This window comes from uncultured Polaribacter sp. (assembly GCF_947501385.1).
GTDB lineage: Bacteria > Bacteroidota > Bacteroidia > Flavobacteriales > Flavobacteriaceae > Polaribacter.
The window spans coordinates 1-22444 of the sequence record NZ_CANMVP010000012.1 but is presented as its reverse complement, the minus strand read 5'-3'; the positions used below and the strand labels follow the sequence as shown (position 1 = coordinate 22444).

25 protein-coding genes are annotated in these 22444 nt (G+C 31.0%); 10 read left to right on the top strand and 15 right to left on the bottom strand.

Annotated features, from left to right (window positions below; translation table 11 throughout):
• Position 1: 1 nt before the first annotated feature.
• Genes Q0998_RS09185 through Q0998_RS09170 form a run of 4 tightly spaced genes read right to left on the bottom strand, consistent with a single transcriptional unit; the run spans position 2 to position 3704 of the window.
• Positions 2 to 1963, bottom strand: a complete 1962-nt coding sequence (locus Q0998_RS09185; RefSeq protein WP_299669443.1) for a penicillin-binding protein — start codon at positions 1961 to 1963, stop codon at positions 2 to 4.
• A gap of 56 nt (positions 1964 to 2019) precedes the next feature.
• Positions 2020 to 2349 (bottom strand): FtsL-like putative cell division protein, encoded by a 330-nt coding sequence (locus Q0998_RS09180; protein WP_299669233.1) that lies wholly within the window; start codon positions 2347 to 2349, stop codon positions 2020 to 2022.
• Between the two features lies 1 nt (position 2350).
• Positions 2351 to 3250 carry a 16S rRNA (cytosine(1402)-N(4))-methyltransferase RsmH gene (rsmH, locus tag Q0998_RS09175; RefSeq protein WP_299669230.1) on the bottom strand — a complete coding sequence of 300 codons (900 nt, stop codon included), beginning with the start codon at positions 3248 to 3250 and terminating at the stop codon, positions 2351 to 2353.
• Positions 3237 to 3704, bottom strand: a complete 468-nt coding sequence (locus tag Q0998_RS09170) for a division/cell wall cluster transcriptional repressor MraZ (protein WP_299669227.1) — start codon at positions 3702 to 3704, stop codon at positions 3237 to 3239. The genes rsmH and Q0998_RS09170 overlap by 14 nt, the downstream gene beginning before the upstream one ends.
• A 205-nt stretch (positions 3705 to 3909) precedes the next feature.
• Between Q0998_RS09170 and Q0998_RS09165 the strand changes: the two genes are divergently transcribed.
• Genes Q0998_RS09165 through Q0998_RS09150 form a run of 4 tightly spaced genes read left to right on the top strand, consistent with a single transcriptional unit; the run spans position 3910 to position 7078 of the window.
• Positions 3910 to 4674, top strand: a complete 765-nt coding sequence (locus tag Q0998_RS09165) for an alpha/beta hydrolase (RefSeq protein ID WP_299669224.1) — start codon at positions 3910 to 3912, stop codon at positions 4672 to 4674.
• A 5-nt stretch (positions 4675 to 4679) separates the two neighbouring features.
• Positions 4680 to 5291: a ribosome biogenesis GTP-binding protein YihA/YsxC gene (yihA, locus tag Q0998_RS09160; RefSeq protein WP_299669221.1), complete on the top strand. Its 612-nt coding sequence runs from the start codon at positions 4680 to 4682 to the stop codon at positions 5289 to 5291.
• A 32-nt stretch (positions 5292 to 5323) separates the two neighbouring features.
• Positions 5324 to 6010: an RluA family pseudouridine synthase gene (locus Q0998_RS09155; protein WP_299669218.1), complete on the top strand. Its 687-nt coding sequence runs from the start codon at positions 5324 to 5326 to the stop codon at positions 6008 to 6010.
• 30 nt (positions 6011 to 6040) lie between these two features.
• The gene (locus Q0998_RS09150; RefSeq protein WP_299669216.1) at positions 6041 to 7078 is read left to right on the top strand and encodes an alkane 1-monooxygenase; all 1038 of its coding nucleotides are present in this window, start codon (positions 6041 to 6043) and stop codon (positions 7076 to 7078) included.
• A 316-nt stretch (positions 7079 to 7394) separates the two neighbouring features.
• Here Q0998_RS09150 and Q0998_RS09145 read toward each other — a convergent pair whose 3' ends face one another.
• Together Q0998_RS09145 and ade are read right to left on the bottom strand one after the other, a co-directional pair.
• Positions 7395 to 7709: a GIY-YIG nuclease family protein gene (locus tag Q0998_RS09145; RefSeq protein ID WP_299669213.1), complete on the bottom strand. Its 315-nt coding sequence runs from the start codon at positions 7707 to 7709 to the stop codon at positions 7395 to 7397.
• Positions 7710 to 8212: 503 nt separating this feature from the next.
• Positions 8213 to 9835 carry an adenine deaminase gene (gene ade, locus Q0998_RS09140; protein WP_299669210.1) on the bottom strand — a complete coding sequence of 541 codons (1623 nt, stop codon included), beginning with the start codon at positions 9833 to 9835 and terminating at the stop codon, positions 8213 to 8215.
• An 81-nt stretch (positions 9836 to 9916) separates the two neighbouring features.
• Here ade and Q0998_RS09135 point away from each other — a divergent pair, with 81 nt between their 5' ends.
• Positions 9917 to 10684: a peptidoglycan DD-metalloendopeptidase family protein gene (locus tag Q0998_RS09135; protein WP_299669207.1), complete on the top strand. Its 768-nt coding sequence runs from the start codon at positions 9917 to 9919 to the stop codon at positions 10682 to 10684.
• Positions 10685 to 10711: 27 nt separating this feature from the next.
• Here the strand turns inward: Q0998_RS09135 and Q0998_RS09130 are convergent, their stop codons facing one another.
• Complete coding sequence (locus Q0998_RS09130; protein WP_299669204.1) at positions 10712 to 11260, bottom strand: 5-formyltetrahydrofolate cyclo-ligase; 549 nt, start codon at positions 11258 to 11260, stop codon at positions 10712 to 10714.
• Positions 11261 to 11629 (bottom strand): MmcQ/YjbR family DNA-binding protein, encoded by a 369-nt coding sequence (locus tag Q0998_RS09125; RefSeq protein ID WP_299669201.1) that lies wholly within the window; start codon positions 11627 to 11629, stop codon positions 11261 to 11263.
• A 65-nt stretch (positions 11630 to 11694) separates the two neighbouring features.
• Between Q0998_RS09125 and Q0998_RS09120 the strand changes: the two genes are divergently transcribed.
• Entirely contained in the window at positions 11695 to 12675 is a 981-nt protein-coding gene (locus tag Q0998_RS09120) for a CorA family divalent cation transporter (protein ID WP_299669198.1), read from the top strand.
• 76 nt (positions 12676 to 12751) lie between these two features.
• Here the strand turns inward: Q0998_RS09120 and Q0998_RS09115 are convergent, their stop codons facing one another.
• The 3 genes from Q0998_RS09115 to ruvC all read right to left on the bottom strand — a co-directional run bounded on the left by Q0998_RS09115 (position 12752) and on the right by ruvC (position 15510).
• Entirely contained in the window at positions 12752 to 13501 is a 750-nt protein-coding gene (locus Q0998_RS09115; RefSeq protein ID WP_299669195.1) for a cyclase family protein, read from the bottom strand.
• A 201-nt stretch (positions 13502 to 13702) separates the two neighbouring features.
• A complete protein-coding gene (gene hemW, locus Q0998_RS09110) occupies positions 13703 to 14905 on the bottom strand; it encodes a radical SAM family heme chaperone HemW (RefSeq protein WP_299669192.1) in 1203 nt (400 codons plus the stop codon).
• A 5-nt stretch (positions 14906 to 14910) separates the two neighbouring features.
• Positions 14911 to 15510, bottom strand: coding sequence for a crossover junction endodeoxyribonuclease RuvC (ruvC, locus tag Q0998_RS09105; protein WP_299669189.1), 600 nt, complete (start codon positions 15508 to 15510; stop codon positions 14911 to 14913).
• Between the two features lie 64 nt (positions 15511 to 15574).
• Between ruvC and Q0998_RS09100 the strand changes: the two genes are divergently transcribed.
• Positions 15575 to 16525, top strand: a complete 951-nt coding sequence (locus tag Q0998_RS09100) for a lysylphosphatidylglycerol synthase domain-containing protein (RefSeq protein ID WP_299669187.1) — start codon at positions 15575 to 15577, stop codon at positions 16523 to 16525.
• The gene (locus tag Q0998_RS09095) at positions 16522 to 17679 is read left to right on the top strand and encodes a glycosyltransferase (protein ID WP_299669185.1); all 1158 of its coding nucleotides are present in this window, start codon (positions 16522 to 16524) and stop codon (positions 17677 to 17679) included. Before Q0998_RS09100 ends, Q0998_RS09095 begins: the two co-directional genes overlap by 4 nt.
• Positions 17680 to 17681: 2 nt before the next feature.
• On the opposite strand, the gene Q0998_RS09090 is transcribed toward Q0998_RS09095, so the two are convergent.
• Genes Q0998_RS09090 through Q0998_RS09080 form a run of 3 tightly spaced genes read right to left on the bottom strand, consistent with a single transcriptional unit; the run spans position 17682 to position 19086 of the window.
• Positions 17682 to 17813, bottom strand: a complete 132-nt coding sequence (locus tag Q0998_RS09090; RefSeq protein ID WP_299669183.1) for a hypothetical protein — start codon at positions 17811 to 17813, stop codon at positions 17682 to 17684.
• A 46-nt stretch (positions 17814 to 17859) separates the two neighbouring features.
• Entirely contained in the window at positions 17860 to 18522 is a 663-nt protein-coding gene (mnmD, locus tag Q0998_RS09085; RefSeq protein WP_299669181.1) for a tRNA (5-methylaminomethyl-2-thiouridine)(34)-methyltransferase MnmD, read from the bottom strand.
• A 54-nt stretch (positions 18523 to 18576) separates the two neighbouring features.
• On the bottom strand, positions 18577 to 19086 hold the full coding sequence (locus tag Q0998_RS09080) for a DUF4920 domain-containing protein (RefSeq protein WP_299669179.1): 510 nt from the start codon (positions 19084 to 19086) through the stop codon (positions 18577 to 18579).
• A 121-nt stretch (positions 19087 to 19207) separates the two neighbouring features.
• Between Q0998_RS09080 and Q0998_RS09075 the strand changes: the two genes are divergently transcribed.
• Positions 19208 to 20266 (top strand): branched-chain amino acid aminotransferase, encoded by a 1059-nt coding sequence (locus Q0998_RS09075; RefSeq protein ID WP_299669177.1) that lies wholly within the window; start codon positions 19208 to 19210, stop codon positions 20264 to 20266.
• A gap of 35 nt (positions 20267 to 20301) precedes the next feature.
• Here the strand turns inward: Q0998_RS09075 and Q0998_RS09070 are convergent, their stop codons facing one another.
• Positions 20302 to 21522, bottom strand: a complete 1221-nt coding sequence (locus Q0998_RS09070) for an MFS transporter (RefSeq protein WP_299669175.1) — start codon at positions 21520 to 21522, stop codon at positions 20302 to 20304.
• A 301-nt stretch (positions 21523 to 21823) separates the two neighbouring features.
• Between Q0998_RS09070 and Q0998_RS09065 the strand changes: the two genes are divergently transcribed.
• Positions 21824 to 22393, top strand: coding sequence for a DUF1684 domain-containing protein (locus tag Q0998_RS09065; RefSeq protein ID WP_299669173.1), 570 nt, complete (start codon positions 21824 to 21826; stop codon positions 22391 to 22393).
• The last annotated feature ends 51 nt before the right edge of the window (positions 22394 to 22444 follow it).

Here is a 22444-nt window from a genome sequence, read left to right as displayed (position 1 = left end):
ACTATGATAATTTTAATGTGATTGTTTTTCCTTTTTCTAGCTTCTCTCCTTTTTTTAGAGATTGAGATTCCACTCTACCCACTCCAGAAATTTTTACTTTTAAACCAATATTTTCTAAAAGAGACAAAGCATCCATACCAGACATTCCTTTTACATTCGGAATCTCTGTATAATTTTTACTTAGGTTTTTATCATATTTTAAATATTCCTTTTGAATTTCTTCAAAGTCAACTTTATCGTTTACAGATTGATTGTCTATGGGCGTTGTAGTATAAATTTTTTGAGCAATTTCTTTAAAGACAGGTCCAGCAACGGTTGCGCCATAATATCCTTTTTCCTTTTTAGGATCGTGAATCACCACAATACAAGTATATTTAGGACTCTCTGCTGGAAAAAACCCTGCAAATGAAGCCACATAATGTTTATTAGAATACCCAGCAGCTACGGTTTTACCATCTTCATCTGTATGTTTTTGTAAAAACTTTTTTGCGGTTCCTGTTTTTCCTGCCATTGAAAAATTAGGGGAATAAATATTATCTGCAGTTCCTCTAACAACTACATTTTCCATTACTTTTCTAATTTTACTCAAGGTCTCATCAGAAGCAATTTTCGGATTCACAACAATAGTTTCAAACACTTTTTCTGTTTTATCTTGTCTTCTTAATTCTTTAATAAACCTTGGCTTTACCATCACTCCATTATTTGCAACGGCGTTGTAAAACATTAGGGTTTGCATTGGTGTAATAGAAATTCCATAGCCCCAAGACATCCATTCTAAAGAAATTTTGTTCCACCTTTTATCTGAAGGCTTTGGCACTACAGGCTTTCCTTCTCCTTTAATTGAGAAACCGATGGGATTTGTAAATCCGTACAATTCTAATTTCTCAATAAATTTTTCTGGTTGATGATCGTAATGCTTTTTAATTAATTTCACAATACCCACATTAGAAGAAACCTCAAAAGCTCTCGCCGCAGAGATTTTTCCATAACCGCCTCTGTGAGAATCTTCCACTTTAGAACCATGAATAAAAATTCTACCTTTTTCTGTATCTACAACGGTAGAAGTATCAATCATTTTATCATCTAAAGCCGCCATTAAACTTGCCAACTTAAAAGTAGATCCAGGCTCATGACTTTCCCAAACGGCATAATTTCTTTTTTCGTAATATTTTCCTTTTGAAGTTCTACCCAAATTAGAAATTGCTTTGATTTCTCCTGTTGCCGTTTCCATCACCACTGCACAACCATGATCTGCTTCAAAATATTCTAACTTTCTTAGCAATGCATGATGGGTTATGTCCTGAATATTTACATCAATAGTTGTAATAATATCATGACCATCAATGGGTTCTTTTTCATTAAAATCGCTAATAGGCTTCCACTGGTTCTTTGCAATTTTCTGTTCCCAACGCAAACCATTTTCACCCTGCATATAATCTGCAAAAGCACCTTCTATACCTGCTTCACCTCTAAAATCATCATAACCAATGGTTCTTTCTGCAATTTTACCAATTGGGTGCGCACGCTCGGTTCTATGTTTTGCAATAAAGCCACCTTTATATACTCCCAATTTAAAAATTGGAAATGTTTTCATCTTTAAATAATCTGTATACCCGATATTTCTAGCAATTAAAAAGTACCTTCTTTTCTTATTTTTAGCTTTTCTTAATCTTGTCTGATGGTACTTAGCTGAACGCCCTAATAATTTTGAGAGTTCTTTAGACAATTCAACAATATTTTCTTCAAATATTTGGCTATCTACTGTAACCAAATCCATATAAATATTGAATTTAGACATAGAAGTAGCCAGCAAATTACCATCTGCAGCATAGACATTTCCTTTGTTTGCATAAATGGTATCTTGTCTAACGGTAAGTTCTTCTGCTAATTTTCTATACGCATCTCCTTGAACATATTGAAGATTGATAACTCTAAAAATAATAGCCAACAAAAACAAGGTCATAAAAGCCGCAACCAAGTAGAATTTAGTAAGGATGCTTTTTTTGTGAGTTGCCAATTTTAGTCGTTTTTATAAGTTACTTTTATTTTCTTTGGTGGGGTTGCAGAAGGTTTTAAACCTCTTTTTTTAGCTTTTGTTCTAATATTAGATTCCATTTTCATTCTCATTAAAATAGTACCTGTATCTACATACTCTGCTCTTAATTCTCTTTTTAGCTTATTTAGTTCAGATATTTTATATACTTTTTTCTCTGCGCTATGCCCCATAGAAATCATTATTAAGAGTAGCGCAACGATGAAGATGATAATGCGCCAATTTTTAAAGGCAGATTCGTCTGTAAGGAAACTTCCTCTAAGAAAACCATATACACCTTTTTTAATTTTAGACATTCTAATTATTTAATGTTGCAATTCTTAATTTTGCACTTCTAGATCTATTATTTATTTTTATTTCTTCAGGATTGGGAATAATTAGTTTTCCAACTTTCCTTAACGGCTCATTAGATCTACCAAACATGTCTTTTTCTAACTCACCTTTAAACAAGCCAGTTCTTATAAATCTTTTGACTAATCTATCTTCTAATGAATGATAAGAAATGACACTTAGCCTTCCTTCAGCAGTTAATAAACTTGGGATTTGTTCTAAAAATTCTTTTAAAACATCTAATTCTTCATTTACTTCAATTCTAATGGCTTGAAATATTTGTGCTAATATTTTATGTTCTTTTGCTTTTGGTAAATACCGCTGTAAGACTTCTTTCAGCTGAAAACTGGTTTCAATTTTTTCTTCTTGTCTTTTTTCTACTATTGTTTTTGCGATGTTTCTAGAGTTTCTTAATTCTCCATATAAAAACAATATTTCTGCCAATTTTTCTTCAGAATAACTACTGATAATTTCTTTGGCTGATATTTTAGATTTCTGATTCATCCTCATATCTAAATCACCATCAAAACGAATTGAAAACCCTCTTTCTGCTTCATCAAATTGATGCGAAGAAACTCCCAAATCTGCTAATACTCCGTCTACTTTTCTTACGCCATGAAATCTTAAAAATCTTGAGAGATACCTAAAATTTTCTGGAATCAATGTAAAACGCTCATCATCAATTGCATTCTCTAAAGCATCCGGATCTTGATCAAACCCAAACAACCTTCCATTTTCTCCAAGCCTACTTAAAATTTCTCTAGAATGACCTCCACCACCAAACGTAACATCTACATAAATGCCATCTTCTTTAATAGCCAAAGCATCTACGCTTTCTTTTAATAAAACCGGACTATGATAATTCATCGAATTCTGTATTTCCCATTACTTCTTCAGCCAAATCTGCAAAATCTAAAGCAGCGTCATCAATGGCTTTTTCGTAGTTGTCTTTGTCCCAAATTTCAATAATATTTACTGCAGATGACAATACAACCTGTTTTTTAATTCCTGCAAATTCACTTAAATCTTTCGGAATTAAAACTCTTCCTGCTGCATCAAATTCAACTATTTTTACACCAGCAGTAAACCTTCTTATAAAATCATTATTCTTTTTAACAAACTTGTTCAGTTTATTAATCTTCTGCATCATTAAGTTCCATTCTTCCATAGAATACAACTCAAGACAAGGCTGAAAAACTGCTCGCTTTATAATAAAACCCTCATTTAAAATGGGTTGCAGTTGCTTTTTTAGAGCCGATGAAAACATCACTCTACCCTTTGCATCTGCCTTGCATTCATATGTACCAATTAGGTTGATCACTTTTTCTTGAATCTTAATGTAACATCAAAAATATATAAATTTTACCACTTTTTACCACTTTTTACCACATTGTTGATAAGTAATTGCTTTTTCAAGGTATTTCGGCTCATTTCGCCCTTAGAAATTGACTTATAGTGATTTACGAAAACGTTATATATGTTATAAAAAAGAATTACATTTGCGTTTAAGTAAAACGAATTGAACGATGACTGAAACGTTAAAAACGGAAGGAAAATTTACATACGCAGAATCAGGAAAAGGGCCTGCAATAATTGTTTTACACGGGCTAATGGGTGCTTTGAGTAACTTCGGAAAAACGTTTACTCACTTTTCTGAAAATGGTTACCATGTTTTAATTCCTGAATTGCCATTGTATTCTCTTCCACTTTTAAAAACAAACGTTAAAAACTTAGCTTCGTTTCTAAAGGAATTTATGGAGTATAAAGAACTAAACAAGGCCATTTTATTAGGAAACTCTTTAGGCGGTCATATTGGTTTATATTTTACAAAACACTATCCAGAAAAAGTGAATGCCTTGGTATTAACAGGTAGTTCTGGCTTATACGAAAAAGCAATGGGAGATAGTTTTCCAAAAAGAGGAAACTACGAATATATTGAACAAAAAACGAAGGATGTTTTTTACGATCCAGAAATTGGAACAAAGGAAATGGTTGATGATGTTTTTAAAATTGTAAATGATAGAAGTGCTGTGATTAGAACTTTATCTATTGCAAAAAGTGCCATTAGACATAATATGGCAAATGATATTCCTGAAATGACACAACCAACTTGTTTAATTTGGGGAAAACAAGACAATGTTACACCACCAGAAGTTGCTGAAGATTTTCATAAACTTTTACCTGATTCAGATTTATTTTGGATTGATAAATGCGGGCACGCTGCAATGATGGAAAGACCTGAAGAATTCAACACCATATTGCACAAATGGTTTACAGATAGAAAGCTTTAATTCTTATGAAAATTAGATCTGCAGAATTTGTAATGAGTAACAGTAATGTTATCAATGCACCCAAAGACAGAATACCAGAATACGCTTTTATAGGACGTTCTAATGTGGGAAAATCTTCATTAATTAACATGTTAATGGAGCGTAAAGATTTGGCTAAAATTTCTGGAAAACCAGGAAAAACCCAGTTGATTAATCATTTTAAAATAAATGAAGAGTGGTTTTTAGTCGATCTACCCGGTTATGGTTATGCGCAAATTTCTAAAAAGAAAAGAACCATTTTTCAGTACTTTATAGAAAACTATTTTAAAGAAAGAGAGCAGTTAGTTTGCACATTTGTGTTGATTGATTCTAGACACGATCCTCAAAAAATAGATCTAGAATTTATGCAGTTTTTAGGAGAGAATAAGATTCCGTTTTGCCTTGTTTTTACCAAAGCAGATAAATTAGGAAGCTCTAAAATAAACAAACAAATTACCTCTTACAAAAAGAAACTTTTAAACACTTGGGAAACTTTACCAATAACATTCTTAACCTCTTCTTCCACAGGTTTAGGTAGAAAAGAGTTTTTAGAATTCATTGACGGTGTAAATGAAGATGTTGCCAAAGATTTTAAATAATGAACTTCAATTTTACTTTTAAACACCTATAAATGCAATCAACTAAAGAAAATTTACAGGTTTTATTTGAAGACAATCATATTATTATTGTAAATAAAAGAGCGGGTGATCTTACTCAGGGTGATAAAACTGGCGACAAACCTTTAAGTGATGTTGTAAAAGAATATGTAAAGGATAAATACAAAAAACCTGGGAATGTTTTTATAGGAACCGTTCATCGATTAGACAGACCCACTTCTGGTATTGTAATTTTTGCAAGAACCTCTAAAGCTTTAGAGCGATTAAACAAAATGCTTCGTGAAAAAACAATTAAAAAAACATATTGGGCACTTATAAAAAGTATCCCAAAAAAATCTTCAGACACCTTAGATCATTTCTTAAAAAAGGACACCAAAAAAAATAAGTCTTTTGTTTATAAAAAAGAAATTGAAGGCAGTAAAAAAGCAATTCTACATTATAAAATCATTAAAAAACTAGAGAACTATTCTTTGGTTGAAATTGATTTAGAAACAGGAAGACATCATCAAATAAGAACACAATTATCACATATTGGCAGTCCCATAAAAGGAGATTTAAAATATGGTTTTCCACGTTCTAACAAAGACGGAAGCATTAGTTTACATGCAAGAAAAATCAACTTTACGCATCCTGTTTCTAAAGAAGAAATAGCCATTGTTGCACCTACCCCAAAAGATATTATTTGGAACGCTTGTAACTAAATGCTATCTTTAGAAAATTAATAACTCTAAATGAAAGCTTTAAAATACTTTGCGATCTTAATTTTACCAATCACTGTATTTATTTCTTTTACAAATAAAGGATGGCTTACATTTTTACCCATCATTTTTGTATTTGGCTTTATCCCTCTTTTAGAATTTTTTGTAAAGCCAAATAAGAACAACTTCACAAAAGAAGAAGAAAATAAAGAGAAAAAAAACAAACTCTACACCTATTTATTGTATGGAACTTTACCGATTCAAATTGTCTTTCTACTGCTATTTTTTAAATACATCCAAGAACCTGGTTTAGAAACTTTTGAAATGGTTGGTAGAATTTTAGGAATGGGTATTTTATGTGGTGTGATGGGTATTAATGTAGGGCATGAATTAGGACATAGAAACAATAGAGTTGATGAGTTTATTGGTGAAATATTATTATTAACTTCACTAAACACTCATTTTTTACCATATCATAATGGTGGGCACCATTACAATGTTGCAACCCCTAATGATGCTGCTACTGCAAGAAAAAATGAATGGATTTTTACCTTTTGGATTCGCTCTCATATTACCAGCTATTTTCAAGCTTGGAATATAGAAAATAAACGGATGAAAAGTTTAGAAAGAGGCTGGCTTCACCATCAAAACAGGATGGTTATTTATAGTATTTGTACTGTTATTTTTATTGCTACTATTTTCCTGTTTTATGGAATGTTTGTGACACTTGCATTTCTAGCAGCTGCAATTGCGGGCATTCTACTTTTAGAAACCGTTAATTATATTGAACATTATGGTTTGCTAAGAAAAAAGAATGAACACGGACGTTATGAACGTGTAAAAAGGAATCATTCTTGGAATTCCGACCATCAAATAGGGCAAGCTTTTTTGTTTAATTTGAGTAGACACTCAGACCACCACTACAATGGGGCAAAACATTACCAGTTGTTAAAATCTCTTCCTGAAAGTCCGCAAATGCCTACAGGATATCCTGGAATGATGTTACTTTCATTGATTCCGCCACTTTGGTTTTTAGTGATGAATAAAAAAGTGAATAAATTGGTTTCTTAAAATTTTGATTTTTTTTTAATTTTGAAGTATGGATTCCCACTTTCGTGGGAACGACAAAAAGATTATTTTATCTCTAAAAAAGTAAATTTAAGAGAATGTTCTCAGTCTTGTCATTCCCGAGAAATCGGGAATCCAAACTAGAGTATGTAAAGTTTAATGAAATCAACAAGTTTGAACAGAAAATTTTAAATACTCTTTTCAACATAAGCTTAAACCAATCGATTACTTATAGCTTCTAATTTCCTTACTGTGGATTCTCACTTGCGTGGGAATGACAAATAGACTAATTTTATATTACTAATAAAGAAAACTCGCACTAATCAATTAAAAGATTGTCATACCAATCACTTGCTAAATCAAGCCATCTTATATTTTCTTTTTCAATCAATTCTATTTTCCAACTTCTATTCCACTTTTTCAATCTCTTTTCTCTTAAAATAGCTTCTTCAACATTTTGAAATGTTTCAAAATACACTAATCTATTTACACCATATTTAAAAGTAAAACCTTTTTTGATTCCCATTTTATGTTCGTAAACTCTTCTTTGTAAATCATTCGTCATACCAATATATAATGTACCTCTTATTTTACTTGCTAAAATATAAACATAATATTGATGAATTGTGTTCATTTTCAATTTTTGAAGTATGGATTCCCACTTTCGTGGGAATGACAAACACACTAATTATACGATCTCTAAAAAACTAAATTTAAGAGATTGTTCTCGATCTTGTCATTCCCGAGAAATCGAGAATCCAAACTAGATTGTTTAAAGTTAAATAAAATCAACAAGTTTGAATAGAAAATTTTAAATACTCTTTTCAACATAAGCTTAAACCAATCGATTACTTCTAGCTTCTAATTTACTTACTGTGGATTCCCACTTTCGTGGGAATGACAAACACACTAATTATACGACCTCTAGTGAAGTAAATTTAAGAGATTGTTCTCAGTCTTGTCATTCCCGAGAAATCGGGAATCCAAACTAGATTGTTTAAAGTTAAATAAAATCAACAAGTTTGAACAGAAAATTTTGAATACTCTTTTCAACATAAGCTTAAACCAATCGTTTACTTATAGCTTCTATTTACTTACTGTGGATTCCCACTTTCGTGGGAATGACAAGTACACCAACTACATGATCTCTAAGGAAGTAAATTTAAAAGAAGTTCCATCAAACAAACCTTTATCCGATAATTTTAAAGACGGTATGACCAACAATGCCATAAAAGACAAACTCATATAAGGTGCTCTTAACGTGCTTCCCATTTGTTTCGCCATTTTATCTAATGCTGCGTACGATTTACCAATTTCTTCAGCAGACAAATCAGACATGATTCCTGCAATGGGCAAAGAGACTATTTTTTCTTCGGATGTATTTACAGCACAAACGCCACCGCTGTTTTCAATAATTAAATTTACAGCTTTGCAAATTGCTGCATCAGAAACACCAACAGCAATAATGTTGTGAGAATCATGACCAACAGAACTTGCAATGGCGCCCTTTTTTAATCCGAAATTTTTAATAAATGCAATTGCTGGTTTTTCATTTTTATAACGATTTACGACGGTCATTTTTAACACATCATTTTTTGTGTTTGAAACTAAATTTCCATCAACAAGTAAAGAAGCCATTTCTAGTTGATTCGTAACCAACTCGCCATCTAAAGCTTCAATGACTCTTATTTTTTCTGAGGATGATATAAACTCAAAATCTAATACTTTCTTTTGATCTGTATGAAAGTTATTCAAGATCTCGAAATCTACAGATTCCACAAACGATTCGCCATTTTTCGCCACCAATTCTCCGTTGATATACGTTTCTAAAACTTTAAAATTGGTTAAGTTCTCAACAACAATAAAATCGGCATCATCTCCTTTTTGCAACAACCCAACCTCTAAGTTATAATGTGTTATTGGATTTATACAAGCTGCTTGTAATACCTTAAAAACATCAATTCCTTTGGCAACTGCTCTCTCACACAATTGATTGATATGCCCTAATAACAAATCATCTGGATGCTTATCATCTGAACAAAACATCATATTTTCAAAATGTTCAGGGAGTAAATCTATCAGCGCTTCAAAGTTTTTTGCAGCACTACCCTCTCTGATAATTACCTTCATACCCTTCTGTAATTTTTCTAAAGCTTCTTCGTAGGTAAAACATTCATGATCTGTAGAAATTCCTGCTGAAATATATTTAATTAGGTCGTCTCCTCGCAAACCTGGTGCATGACCATCAATAGGTTTCTTATTATTCTTGGCATGTTTTATTTTTGCTAAAACTTCTTTATCATCAAATAAAACACCTGGATAATTCATCATTTCTGCCAAATATTTGATATCAGGGTTTTCCATCATCAATTTGATGTCTTTTGCATCTACAATGGCACCTGCACTTTCAAAAGATGTTGCGGGCACACAACTTGGGGCACCAAAATTAAATTTCAACGGAACTTTCTTTCCATTTTCGATCATAAATTCCACACCTTTTACACCCAAAACATTGGCAATTTCATGCGGATCTGAAACCGTAGCAACAGTGCCATGCACAACCGCAATTTTTGCAAACTCAGAAGGAACCAACATAGAGCTTTCTATATGAATATGTGCATCTACAAAACCTGGTAAAATATAGTTTTCTTTATGATGATTTGCCTTCCGAATTTCTTTAATTTTTCCGTTTTCAACGACAACTTCACCTTTAAAGGTTCTTCTATTAAGAATATCTACAATATTACCTTGTACAATCATTTTTAAAATATTTACAACAAATTTACAAAGATTCTAAGGTGATTTTAGGTTGATTTCTAAACTTTGTCTTATTTTTATTTTATGGAAACATCTACGTCACATAAAAGTTTTAAAAATAAATTTGCTTTTACAATTCATCCGAATTTAACGAAATTTAATAATTGGGTAACGAAAAACACTTTTTCCTTAACATCACTTTTTCCAACTATAAATAAAAAGGAAATACATCATGTAGACTTGAGTGTTACCAGTAATTTTATAGGAGGAAAAGAAGAGTTTAACGACTTAAGTTTTTTTCAAAAAAAAATAGATTCACTTCAAAAAAAAGCCCCTAATAAAATTATTGCTGGTGGCTATTTAGAAAAAAGGGCTTTATATACTTCTGATATTTATGAAAGAGAAAGTGAAAATGGGTTTGAAAAAAGAACAATTCACTTAGGTTTAGATTTTTGGTTGCCAGAAAAAACACCCGTTCATGCCATTTTAGATGGTGAAGTTATTTGCATAACAGATGACGCTAGCCATAAAGGCTATGGAGGATTCATCATTTTAAAACATACCGTAAAAGAACTTTCTTTTTATACTTTATACGGACATAATACTATAGAGAGCATTCTAAAACATAAAATTGGAGACGTTGTAAAAAAAGGAAAACAGATTGCAATTTTGGCAAATTCTAAAGAAAATGGAGATTGGGTTCCGCATTTACACTTTCAAATAATGCTTACTCTTTTAGACTTTGAAAATGATTTCCCAGGAGTTGCCTTTGAAAGTGAAATTGAAATTTGGAAAAGCATTTGTCCTGACCCAAATATGTTATTTAAATTAGAAGGTTTTAAAGATAATTAGATAAAAATGCAAAAAACTATTAAACTATTATGTAGGATAGATCACTTTATCTAAAGCAACATCAAAATCATTAATATCTTCAATTTTAGAAATAGGTTCAAAAAAATTAAGTCCGATTATTGTAGTATCTGTTCTGCAATTAGATAAAAAACGATCGTAAAAACCTTTGCCGTATCCCACTCTGTAATTTCTTTTATCAGAAATTAGAAGTGGTACAAAAATAAGATCTAATATATCCTCAGAAGCTTGTTCTGAATTTATAGGTTCAGGCACTCCGAATTTATTCAATTCTAAAGCTGTGTTTTTATCGTAGTAAAAATGAGACAAAGTATTGTCATTAAAATTACATTTACTCACCACTATTCGCTTCCTTTTGGCTCTAAAAAAATCAATAATAGGTTGTGTGTCTATTTCATTAAACTTCTTTAAAGAAAGAAACAAATGAACAGTTTCAACTTCAGAAATATCTAATTCATAAACCTGTTGGTAGACGTTGTTTTGTAATACCTGAATTTCATCTTCAGTTAAAACTGCACGTTTCTGCTGATAACGTTTTCTTAATGCTTGTTTTTTCATTTATAAATTCTCTAATTCGGCTTGTAATTTCTTGGTCAAGCTTTTTACCACCAAATCATAAGAATGATTGATCAGTTCTTTGACCAAATCATCTGGAACATCACTTGAATTGATGGTTACCGTATTCCAAAGTCTTTTGTTCATGTGCCAACCAGGGTTTATCCCCTCATATACTCCACGCAATTCAACTGCTTTATCAGGATCGCATTTTAAATTAATTTTTTGTTCTCCTTTTTCCCAATTACTTAAACCCGTAAGTGCAAACATTTTTCCCATCACCTTAAAAACCAATGTAACGTCATCAAAAGGAAAATGTTCTGTCACTCCTTTCTTTACAATACAAAAATCTCTTAATTGTTCTATATGCATAAAATGTTCTATTAATTACAATTTAAAAAGTATCTTTATCTATCAAATTTACAATTATTATTCAAATGGAAAATGAATTCTTAGATAAGTCATCTATCATCAGTTATTCAAGTAAGAATTATGAGAAAAACAACTTCTCTACCATCGCTGAAATTGATTTATCTAAAAATGAAGACACCATAAAATGGTTAAACACCTATGGTATTCAATATAGAGAGTCTTATAGAAAAGTTATTTATCAAAATAAATTAGACGATTTTTTAATTAAATTACTAAGTGATGAAGAACATCCTAACAAAGTTATTTTACTCGATGATTTATTATTTATAACCACACGTGTTTTAATTACTGAAAGTCAGAAATTAGATTCAGAACAGATGATTTTTATTGTTTCGCCAGATTTTTTATGGTCTATTCAAGAAAAGCCGGGTGACTATTTTAATTGGATTCGTGAGCGTTTAGAAGGAAATAAAGGTATTGTTAGAAAGAAAAAAGCAGATTATTTATTGTTTTTATTATTAGAATCTATCATAGATAATTATCAAGATACCTATCAAGTAAATGCAGAGTTAAGTTCTGACAGACTTGGTTCTGGAAGCGTTAAACCAACACCCGAATTTACTTCTTTGGTAGAAAAAAGAAAACAAGAATTATTCAATTTTAAAAAAGCAACAATTAGCCTAAGAGATACCATTGTTAAACTAGAAAAAATAGAAATTGAAGGTTTCAATTCTAAATATTTTAGTGAATTAAAAGAACAGACTAATAATTTGATTTCGAATATCGATTTTGAATTGCAAGAGCTAGAAAGTAAAATAAATTTAATTTTTAGTATTCAAGGACACCGTTTAAATGAAGTAATGAAAACACTTACTATTTTATCTGTTATTTTTATTCCTTTGACTTTTTTAGCAGGAATTTACGGAATGAATTTTGAAAACATTCCAGAGTTAAAATTTAAATACGGCTATTTTATTTTATTGGGAATTATGATTTTAATTACCATTATTTCTGTTTGGTATTTTAAGCGTAAGAAATGGTTTTAGATAAAATTCTACAGATACGAATTTCACAGATTTTCACAAATTAAAATTTGTGAGTTTGGTGCTAACAATACTATTTTTATTTTATAATTTTATACAAAATCGGCTTGCTGGGAGTTGCATCATTCTCAAACGGAGCAATCATTAAATTTAGTAAATATTCTCCGTCTTCCACAGCATTTGGTACATAAATAAACTCTGTAATTGTAGCGTTCAATCTCATTTCTCCAGAAGTATTCCAAAAAGCATTGTGTGAAAGTAACTGCCCATCATCTCTTTCTTTATCTACTGATGGCAAATCTATTAACAAATGCTTAATTCCTTTTTCACGCAAATAAATTGCTGCTTCTTCTAATAAATAAGGTGGATTTGTATTCGAGTATTGCATCGATTTTTTATCCATTAAATTGGGCAAAGTTCGTATAATTATAGCATCTCTTTTTTTATTTCTTAAAGCAGTTCTTAATTGTTTTTCAGAAATTACAAAATCTTCTCCTAGATTTTCTGGAGCAACGGTTACCACTTCAGCAACAAAGAAATAATGCTTTAAATTCTGATTTATAGAATGTGCCTTTTCTGTAATATGACCCACACATTCTGTATGCGTAATATGAGAATGAGGATTGAAATGAATGTTGTTAAAGTTTACAACCGCGCCTTCTGAAACTTTCACAATTTCTCCATCAATTTCTTCTGGAAAAATTTTTGGCTCGTCTATATACCAAGCATTTACATTTTTTCTTGACACATCTATAGGAATAGAAATATCTATAGGTTCAGAGACATTGATGATTATTTTTCTTGAGTTATATTCTATGATTGCTTTCATGTCTGCTGAACTTGTTTCAGTATCTGATTATTATAAATCCAAATATAAGTTTTTTAAATTAGGCTTTTGCGATTTTATTACATTCCATATCCAATCTTTATACCAATTTTTTAACTATTTTTATTTTTTAAAAGCCTCTTTAAAAATTATACATTCCGCAAAATAAGAAATTCGTTATCATCGTATTTCTTTATACTGAAACTAGTTTAGCATAAACAAATCGGATGCGATTCCGTCTGATAAAAACTTTCCTTTTTTAGTTATTTTTAACTGCTCTACTCCGTTCGAAATCACAATTATTTCTAACAATTCTTCCTGAATATATTTTTGAGACTGTTTTGCTAAATAATTTACAAAATCATCTCCAAAATCTTCTTTAATTTTAAGTATTGAAACGCCCCAAATGGTTCTTAAACCCGTCATAATATATTCATTATAGCTATCTACTTTAGAGAGTGTTTCTCTTTCTATGGGAAGTATATTTTTTTGAATTTCGTTGATATATTTTGAATTGTTTCTCACATTCCAACTTCTTTGATTTCCATCAAAAGAATGTGCAGAAGGTCCTATTCCTAAATAAGATTTCCCCAACCAATAAGACGAATTATTTTTGCTAAAAAAACCTTTTTTTCCGAAGTTAGAAAGTTCATAATGCACAAAATTTGAATTTTCTAATTCATCAATTAAAATATAAAATTGTTCTTGTGCCTTTTCATCATCTACATTTTTAATGATTCCTTTATGTATCAAAGTCTCCAGAGCCGTTTTTGGCTCCACAGTTAAGGCGTAACTAGAAATATGAGGAATTCCGAAACTCAAAGCCGTTTGTATATTTTCTCTCCATTGCTGATTGGTACAATCGGGAATTCCGTAAATTAAATCTAGTGAAATATTATCAAAATATTTTGTTGCTAGAGATAGTGATTCTCTAGCTTCTTTCGCATTGTGAGCTCTGTTCATCAACTTTAAATCTTTCTCAAAAAAAGATTGGATGCCAATACTTAATCTATTGATTGACGATTTTGAAAGCTCAATGATTTTTTCCTCAGACAAATCATCAGGATTTGCTTCTAACGTAATTTCAGGATTTTCTACAACTTCAAAATTATGATAAACAGCCGCTATTAAAAGCTGAATTTCCTCAGTATTTAAAACAGAAGGTGTTCCTCCACCAAAATAAATAGTTGCTACAATTTTATTACCTAGCTCGTCTTTTCTAAATTCAATTTCTTTTATTAAAGACGAAATCATATCGTCTTTCTTTTTCAAAGAGGTAGAAAAGTGAAAGTCGCAGTAAAAACATGCTTGTTTGCAAAATGGTATGTGAATGTAGATCCCACAAGCCCCATCTAGCTTCCCAAAAGGGGAAGAATTCTTACTCTTGTGAGAATACTCTTTGACCATACCTATTATTTTTTCTTTTTAAGGTTAACGACTAAAGAGTTTTTTGAGCCCCCTTTGGGGGTTTGGGGGCTATTCTGTTTCACAAAACTCGCCCAACCTGTATAATTTTTTCCACCAACCACTTTTCCTGAATTGTAAAAATGGCAAACTGCAGCTGCCAATCCATCTGTAGCATCTAAATTTTTCGGCAATGTTTTTAAATCTAAAAGCGATTTTAACATCAAGGCAACTTGCTCTTTACTTGCACTTCCTTTTCCCGTAATGGACATTTTAATTTTTTTCGGCAAATACTCTGTAATCGGAATTTCTCTAGACAAACCAGCTGCCATGGCAACCCCTTGTGCTCTGCCTAATTTCAACATCGATTGCACATTTTTACCAAAAAATGGAGCTTCAATAGCGATCTCATCTGGATGATAGGTATCTATTAATTCTATGGTTCGTTCAAAAATTAGTTTTAGTTTTAGATAATGGTCATCATATTTCTGCAACATCAATTCATTCATTTGAATAAATTCCATTTTTTTACCAATCACTTTTATCAGACCAAAACCCATGATGGTAGTCCCTGGGTCGATTCCTAAAATAATTTTCTCCGTCTTCAATATTTTAGATTGTTTTTGAATTTCTCATCTCACTTACTGACGATTATTTGTTACTTTGCAAACAATGAATTATTCGCTAACACACAAATCTAAACAATTCTTTTGGTTGCTCATAAAACTAAGTATTGTATTTGGTTGTGGATATTTTATTTGGCAAAAATTAAATTCTAACGATCAATTGAAATTTTCTGATTTTTATCAAAATTTGATTGAAAACCATATTATTTCATCTAAAAACCTTGTTTTTCTATTATTTTTTACTTTTTTAAACTGGTTTTTAGAAATTAAAAAGTGGCAGATATTGGTTTTAAATATTAAGAAGATTCATTTTTTAGAAGCAGCAAAGCAAAGTTTAGCCTCGTTAACAACTTCTTTACTAACACCAAACAGAATTGGTGAATATGGCGCGAAAGCATTGTATTTCGAGAAATCTTTACGAAAAAAAATTCTAAGTTTAAACTTTATCGGAAATTTGCACCAACTTTTTGCAACTGTCTTTTTTGGTCTTATTGGATTATTTTATTTGATAAACACCCAGAACGTTCCATTGAATTTGACTAAAATTTCTTATGCAATTCTTATGGGTTTTGTAATTATTTTTGGAAGCTTATTTCTTTGGAAATTTTTAAAATCTAAAGAAAATTTATTTCGAAAATATTCAGTAAAAATCTCCGTAAATGAACATTGCAAGATTGGTTTGTTCTCTTTTTTAAGATACCTTATTTTCTCTCATCAATTTTATTTTTTGCTCATTATTTTTAAAGCTGATGTTTCTTATATCGATGCACTTAGCGCTACTTGTGCTATGTATTTGATTAGTTCGTTTATACCGATGCTATCAGTATTTGATGCTGTTTTAAAAGGAACGGTTGCTATTTTTATTTTTACTTTTTTGAATCTTAATACGCTTACAATTCTAAGCATTACAACATTCATGTGGATTTTAAATTTTGCGATTCCTGCAATGATTGGCAGTTATTTTGTACTTACTTTTAAACTAAAATTAGTTACATGATTTGGGTATTCGTCTTTCTTTTTTCTGTGTATGCAGTGCTAATCATTTCTTTAACGATTGGTTTTTATAAAATTGAAGAATTTTACGCAGAAAACACAACTTTCAAAACCAGGTTTTCTGTTATTATTCCTTTTAGAAATGAAGCAGAAAATCTCCCTAATTTGTTAAACTCAATTGCAGCATTAAAGTATCCAAAAGAACTCGTAGAATTTATTTTTGTTGATGATGATTCTACGGATGCTTCAGTTGCTAAAATCCAACAAATTCTAAATAAATTTCAGATTGATAATAGTCAAAATCTAAAACCTCTCGACTGCGCTCGAGGAGACATCCATATTATTAAAAATAAAAGAACCTCCAACTCTCCAAAAAAAGATGCTATTTCTACAGCAATACAAATGGCAAAAAATAATTGGATTCTTACAACAGATGCAGATTGTATTGTTTCTGAAAATTGGCTAAAAGCTTTGGATCGTTTTATTCAAAAAAGCAATCCTAAAATGGTGGTTGCTCCAGTAAATTATATTGCCAAAAACAACTTCTTAGAGCAGTTTCAATTGTTAGACTTTATGAGCTTACAAGGAACTACCATTGGTGGTTTTGGCATGAACTTTCCTTTTCTATGCAACGGTGCAAATTTAGCTTACAGAAAAGATATTTTTTTAAAGTTGAATGGTTTTAAAGGAAATGATACAATTGCAAGTGGAGATGATATTTTTCTGTTTGAAAAATTTTTAGAAGATGATAAAAACGGAGTTCATTTTTTAAAATCTAAAGAAGCGATTGTTTCTACTTTTCCAGTAAAATCGACTTCAGCGCTCATTCAACAAAGAATTCGTTGGGTTTCAAAAACAAGTAAATTTAAATCTACTCGCGTAAAACTGATTGGTCTTTTAGTCTTTTTGGTAAATCTTTATGTGGTTTTCAATGTATTCTTTTATGACAATATAGCGTCTATTTTTCTTCCTTTAGTTCTAAAAATATCAATCGATTTATTTCTATTTATACCAACGATAAACTTTTACAATCATAAAAAAACATTCTTTAAATGGTATGTATTTAGTGGTATTATATATCCTTTTTTTAGCGTATGTATTGTTTTTAAATCGTTTTTCTATAAATACAATTGGAAAGGAAGAAATTTTAAAAAATAAGCTTAAAACAAAGCTTCCATAATTGCATCTGCCTTAAACCAAAGGATTAGAGCGATTGCTAAAAGCAACACTAAAAAAAGACCTTTTTTAGGTTTTGATTCTTTCTTTCTACCAAACTTTCTTTTGAATTCCATTTGAATAAATTTTTTATAAAAAATATAACTGAAAACTGCTTACTACTTACTGATTGCTTTTTTTAACAGCTCGTAACATTTCTCTTTTTCCCGGAGGACCAGGCAAACGTTCTACTGTAAAACCTACCGCTTGCATGGCTCTTCGAACACTTCCTTTTGCAGAATAGGTTACTAAAATTCCGTTTTCCTTTAATGCATCAAACATTTTAGCAAAAATTTCTTCTGTCCATAATTGAGGTTGAACACGAGCTCCAAAAGCATCAAAATAAATCAAATGAAAAGCATCTTTATCTTCAATGTCTTCAAAAAACTGCTTCCTTTTTAAAAGAGAAAATGTATCTGTAATTTGGTGTTTTTCATCCCAAGAAACTTGGTGCATTTTATGAAAGATTGTATGCTCTTTTTTTGCATCTAACACAGCTATAAAATTCATTTTCTCAATTTCATCTGGAGTAACAGGATAGGCTTCTACACCAACGTAGTCTATTGGTTTTTTAGCTTCTAAATACGTAATAAAAGCGTTTAAACCCGTACCAAAACCAATTTCGAGTATTGCAACTTTATCAGAAGAAACCAACTTTAACCCGCTTTCTATAAAAACATGATAGGTCTCATTGATAGAACCATTTTTAGAATGGTATTGTTCATCCCAATCTGGTAAATGTATGGTTGTAGACCCATCTGAAGTAATTAAAATTTCTCTTTTCAAGTTTTATTGGAATTAGGTTGTTTTGTTAAGCACAGTCGAGACAATTTATGAAAATTATTCTAAACTTAACAAAACACCGTTTGCTTCAAAAGTAAATTCTTTTTTAGGTGCTGTGATTTTTGCAATTTCTTCTTTACTTTTTCCTGCGTCTTCCGCATAATGTTGTAATTCTTCTACAGGTGTTATTTTTACAAATGCTTTCCCTGCTACAATTACTTCTTTTCCTTGAGCATCTAAAGGCATAAAAAAACCGTAATCTTTAAAACGTACCATCGCTTCGCTTTCTTCTGCTAGAGGAAGCTTCATCCAACATCCCTTTTTTGAGCAAACTTCTTTTATTTCTGATATAAATTTTACATTTACAGTATCACCAACATTCATATTCTCAAATTTAGCCAACATCTGTTCAGAAGTCATTGCTTTTTCTTTAGATATTTTATCACCATAAGAAGCGTATGCCAATTCTTGTGTAGGCATTTCTGTGCTTACATTTTCCGTTTTTCCTTTTTTACATGCTGTAAAAACCAATAGTGCAATTGCACAAAATCTAAGGACTAATTTCATCTTAAAAAATTTTAACTATTCAAACACAAATGTAATGAATTTAACAGCAAAACCCACTTTTTTATATCAGTACAGATGAATAAATTATGTACATTTGTAATCAAATTTAATTAGCTAAACTATGAATTCTAATATAGAAATCAAACCTATAGAAAAGTCTAAAATAGACTCCGTAGATTTTAATAATCTACCTTTTGGTAGCGTTTTTTCTGATCACATGCTTGTGTGTGATTTTAAAGATGGAGAATGGCAGACACCAGTAATTGAACCTTATGCACCTATTTCTTTAGATCCTTCTGCGAAGATTTTTCATTACGGACAATCTATTTTTGAAGGAATGAAAGCTTACAAAGATACAGACGGAAACACTTTATTGTTTAGACCTACAGACAATTGTAAACGTTTAAATAAATCTGCTGAACGTTTGGTAATTCCTCAAATTCCTGAAGCAATTTTTATGGAAGGTTTAAAAGCTTTATTAAAAGTTGATGAAGCTTGGATACCTACAAATGACGGAAGTTCTTTATATATTAGACCTTTTATGTTTGCGTCTGGAAATGGTTTTCATGCCTCTCCTGCAGACGCTTATAAATTAATGATTTGTACTGCACCTTCAGGAGCTTATTTTGCAGGTAAAGTAAAAGTTTTAATTGAAGAAAAATATGCACGTGCTGCAAATGGTGGGGTTGGTTTTGCAAAAGCTGGTGGTAATTACGCTGCCCAGTTTTACCCAACACAATTGGCTATTGAAAAAGGATATAATCAAGTAATTTGGACAGATGACCATAAACATGAATATATCGAAGAAGCGGGTGCGATGAATATATTTATCAGAATTCATGATACCTTAATTACAAGTCCTACAAGTGATCGGATTTTAGATGGAATTACTCGTAAAAGCATCATTCAAATTGCAAAAGATAGGGGTATTGATGTAGAAGTAAGAAAAATTTCTGTTTCTGAAGTAATCGCTGCTGCACAATCTGGTAGTTTAAAAGAAATGTTTGGTGCAGGAACTGCTGCCGTAATTTCACCGATTTCAGGTTTTGGGTATCAAGATACAGACTACGATTTACCAGAACTAGACAAACCTTTTGCAGCTACATTAAAGAAAGCAATTACAGACATTCAAACCAATAAAGCTGAAGACCCTTATGGCTGGAGAGTTGTAGTGAAATAATAAATAAAACTTTTTATATTTTTAAAAGCATCAATTTACATTGATGCTTTTTTTAACTGCTCTTTCTTTAAAATTTTCACCAGAAAAAGTAATATTAAAACTCCCATCAAGGCAAAAACAGTTAGCACATCTAAAGTTGTTTCAAAACCAAAATTAGCAACCATTTGCATACCCGCGTTGTGACTAAACACATGAGATAGAGAGAATGCAATGCTATACATTGCCATATACTCTCCTTGATTTCCTTTTTTGGCTCTTTCTACAGCAAAGGCATTAGAAAAAGGGAAAGCAATCATTTCTCCGATCGTCATTAATAACATTCCAACCAATAAAATTCCAATCCAAGATGTTGTGTTTAAAACCACAAAACTTATGGCGACTAGAAAAAGCCCAATTGCAACCAATTTTATTTTTGAGTTTTTTGGTTGTTCTAACCATTTAATCAATGGCATTTCAAAAAGAAAGATAAAAAATCCGTTGAAACCCATTAACAAGCCTATTTCTAGTTCAGATAAAAAACGGATGTCTTTATAATACAAAGGCATTGTAGAAAAATACTGCAAAAAGGTAAATCCGAAGATAAACATTGCTATAAAAAAGATCCAAAAAGCTTTGTCTTTATATACTGAAACGGGGTTTTCTACTTTTACAACATCTAACACTTTTACCTTTTTAGGGTGTAAAACTTTTAATAGTAAAATACTTGCCAAAGCACAGGTAATTCCATCTACCCAAAACAGACCTTGGTAGCCAATTCCTGTAATTATTAAACCGCCAATTGCAGGTCCTGCAGAAAAACCTAAATTAATTGCCAAACGAATTAAAGTGACAGAACGTGTTTTATTTTCTGGTTTACTATAGGCACTCAATGCTACAAACATGGCGGGTCTAAATGCATCAGCAACCAACATTACAGAGAAAATTCCGAAGCAAAAACCCGCAAAAGTAGTTACATATTGAAGTAGCACAAAAAATACACCTGTAAATACAAGACTTACAAACATTACTTTGTAGTACCCAATTTTGTCTGTCAACTTTCCTCCTAACCAAGTTCCTACTAAAGAACCTATCCCAAAAAAAGACATAATGATACCCACATCTGGCAATGAAAAATGGAGACTTTTGTTTAAATACAAACTCAAAAACGGAATCACCATAGTTCCTGCCCTATTGATTAATGTTATTAAAGCAAGCCACCAAACTTCTGTTGAAAGTCCTTTAAAAGTGTTTATGTAATTTTTAAATAATCTATTCATCTAGTTTGGTTATTAATTTTTTTCTGATGCTGAAACGAGTGCAGAATAAGTTCAACGTATCAATTCTTATAAAACTGAGAATTTCTTTAAAATAGAAAGTCCGACTGTGAAGTCGGACTTTATTAAATTGTTTGATATAATTGTATCATTATCAAAATTTATAGATAGTCCGCCTTTCGTATTTTATATACGATAACTGCATGTTATAAATTTTGACTGTTTTCATTTTGATTTCTTAATTGATTTCAAATCTACATAAAATAATTGAAAGTTGTATTTTTGATTTTTTAAATAAGTAAATATGAAATTTGTAAGCCTATTATTGTTCTTCATTATCATTACTTCATGCAATTCACAAGATAAAAGACCCATTCTTGGTGCAACCGAATACCAGAAAGAACTAAACACACAATATAAAGATGCTACAAAATCGCCTTTAAAAAAAAGAGATTTAAAGAAGTTTAAAGGATTGGATTTTTTTCCAGTAGATTCCTCTTTTATTGTAACTGCAAATTTGAAAAGAACAGAAAACGCACCTATTTTTGAAATGGCAACTACTACAACTAGAAAACCATTGTATAAAGAATATGGAATTTTGAGTTTTAATTTAAATGGAAAAGATTGCAAATTGACTATTTATCAGAGTCAAGATGATGAACGAGACGAGAAGTATAAAGACTACTTGTTTTTACCTTTTACAGATGATACTTCTGGAAACGAATCTTATGGTGGCGGGCGTTATATGGACGTAATGACGACTGATATAAGTGCTGAAAATACAATTCAACTAAACTTCAACAATACTTACAATCCTTATTGTGCTTATAACGACAAATATTCCTGCCCGTCAGACTGTCTAATAACTTCTTGATATTTTTCGTAATAATCCCAATGTCATTTTTCAAGTTTTTTGTATCTTAAT

Bases quoted from the DNA above. Each gene is read 5' to 3' on its own strand.
- hemW (WP_299669192.1), bottom strand. From the start codon at position 14,905: ATGGTCAAAGAGTATTCTCACAAGAGTAAGAATTCTTCCCCTTTTGGG.
- Q0998_RS09070 (WP_299669175.1), bottom strand. From the start codon at position 21,522: ATGAATAGATTATTTAAAAATTACATAAACACTTTTAAAGGACTTTCA.
- Q0998_RS09090 (WP_299669183.1), bottom strand. From the start codon at position 17,813: ATGGAATTCAAAAGAAAGTTTGGTAGAAAGAAAGAATCAAAACCTAAA.
- ade (WP_299669210.1), bottom strand. From the start codon at position 9,835: ATGATTGTACAAGGTAATATTGTAGATATTCTTAATAGAAGAACCTTT.
- Q0998_RS09080 (WP_299669179.1), bottom strand. From the start codon at position 19,086: ATGAAATTAGTCCTTAGATTTTGTGCAATTGCACTATTGGTTTTTACA.
- Q0998_RS09120 (WP_299669198.1), top strand. From the start codon at position 11,695: ATGGAAAATGAATTCTTAGATAAGTCATCTATCATCAGTTATTCAAGT.
- Q0998_RS09075 (WP_299669177.1), top strand. From the start codon at position 19,208: ATGAATTCTAATATAGAAATCAAACCTATAGAAAAGTCTAAAATAGAC.
- Q0998_RS09180 (WP_299669233.1), bottom strand. From the start codon at position 2,349: ATGTCTAAAATTAAAAAAGGTGTATATGGTTTTCTTAGAGGAAGTTTC.
- rsmH (WP_299669230.1), bottom strand. From the start codon at position 3,250: ATGAATTATCATAGTCCGGTTTTATTAAAAGAAAGCGTAGATGCTTTG.
- Q0998_RS09100 (WP_299669187.1), top strand. From the start codon at position 15,575: ATGAATTATTCGCTAACACACAAATCTAAACAATTCTTTTGGTTGCTC.
- Q0998_RS09185 (WP_299669443.1), bottom strand. From the start codon at position 1,963: ATGACCTTGTTTTTGTTGGCTATTATTTTTAGAGTTATCAATCTTCAA.
- Q0998_RS09115 (WP_299669195.1), bottom strand. From the start codon at position 13,501: ATGAAAGCAATCATAGAATATAACTCAAGAAAAATAATCATCAATGTC.
- Q0998_RS09125 (WP_299669201.1), bottom strand. From the start codon at position 11,629: ATGCATATAGAACAATTAAGAGATTTTTGTATTGTAAAGAAAGGAGTG.
- Q0998_RS09145 (WP_299669213.1), bottom strand. From the start codon at position 7,709: ATGAACACAATTCATCAATATTATGTTTATATTTTAGCAAGTAAAATA.
- Q0998_RS09065 (WP_299669173.1), top strand. From the start codon at position 21,824: ATGAAATTTGTAAGCCTATTATTGTTCTTCATTATCATTACTTCATGC.
- Q0998_RS09135 (WP_299669207.1), top strand. From the start codon at position 9,917: ATGGAAACATCTACGTCACATAAAAGTTTTAAAAATAAATTTGCTTTT.
- Q0998_RS09130 (WP_299669204.1), bottom strand. From the start codon at position 11,260: ATGAAAAAACAAGCATTAAGAAAACGTTATCAGCAGAAACGTGCAGTT.
- yihA (WP_299669221.1), top strand. From the start codon at position 4,680: ATGAAAATTAGATCTGCAGAATTTGTAATGAGTAACAGTAATGTTATC.
- Q0998_RS09165 (WP_299669224.1), top strand. From the start codon at position 3,910: ATGACTGAAACGTTAAAAACGGAAGGAAAATTTACATACGCAGAATCA.
- Q0998_RS09095 (WP_299669185.1), top strand. From the start codon at position 16,522: ATGATTTGGGTATTCGTCTTTCTTTTTTCTGTGTATGCAGTGCTAATC.
- Q0998_RS09155 (WP_299669218.1), top strand. From the start codon at position 5,324: ATGCAATCAACTAAAGAAAATTTACAGGTTTTATTTGAAGACAATCAT.
- Q0998_RS09150 (WP_299669216.1), top strand. From the start codon at position 6,041: ATGAAAGCTTTAAAATACTTTGCGATCTTAATTTTACCAATCACTGTA.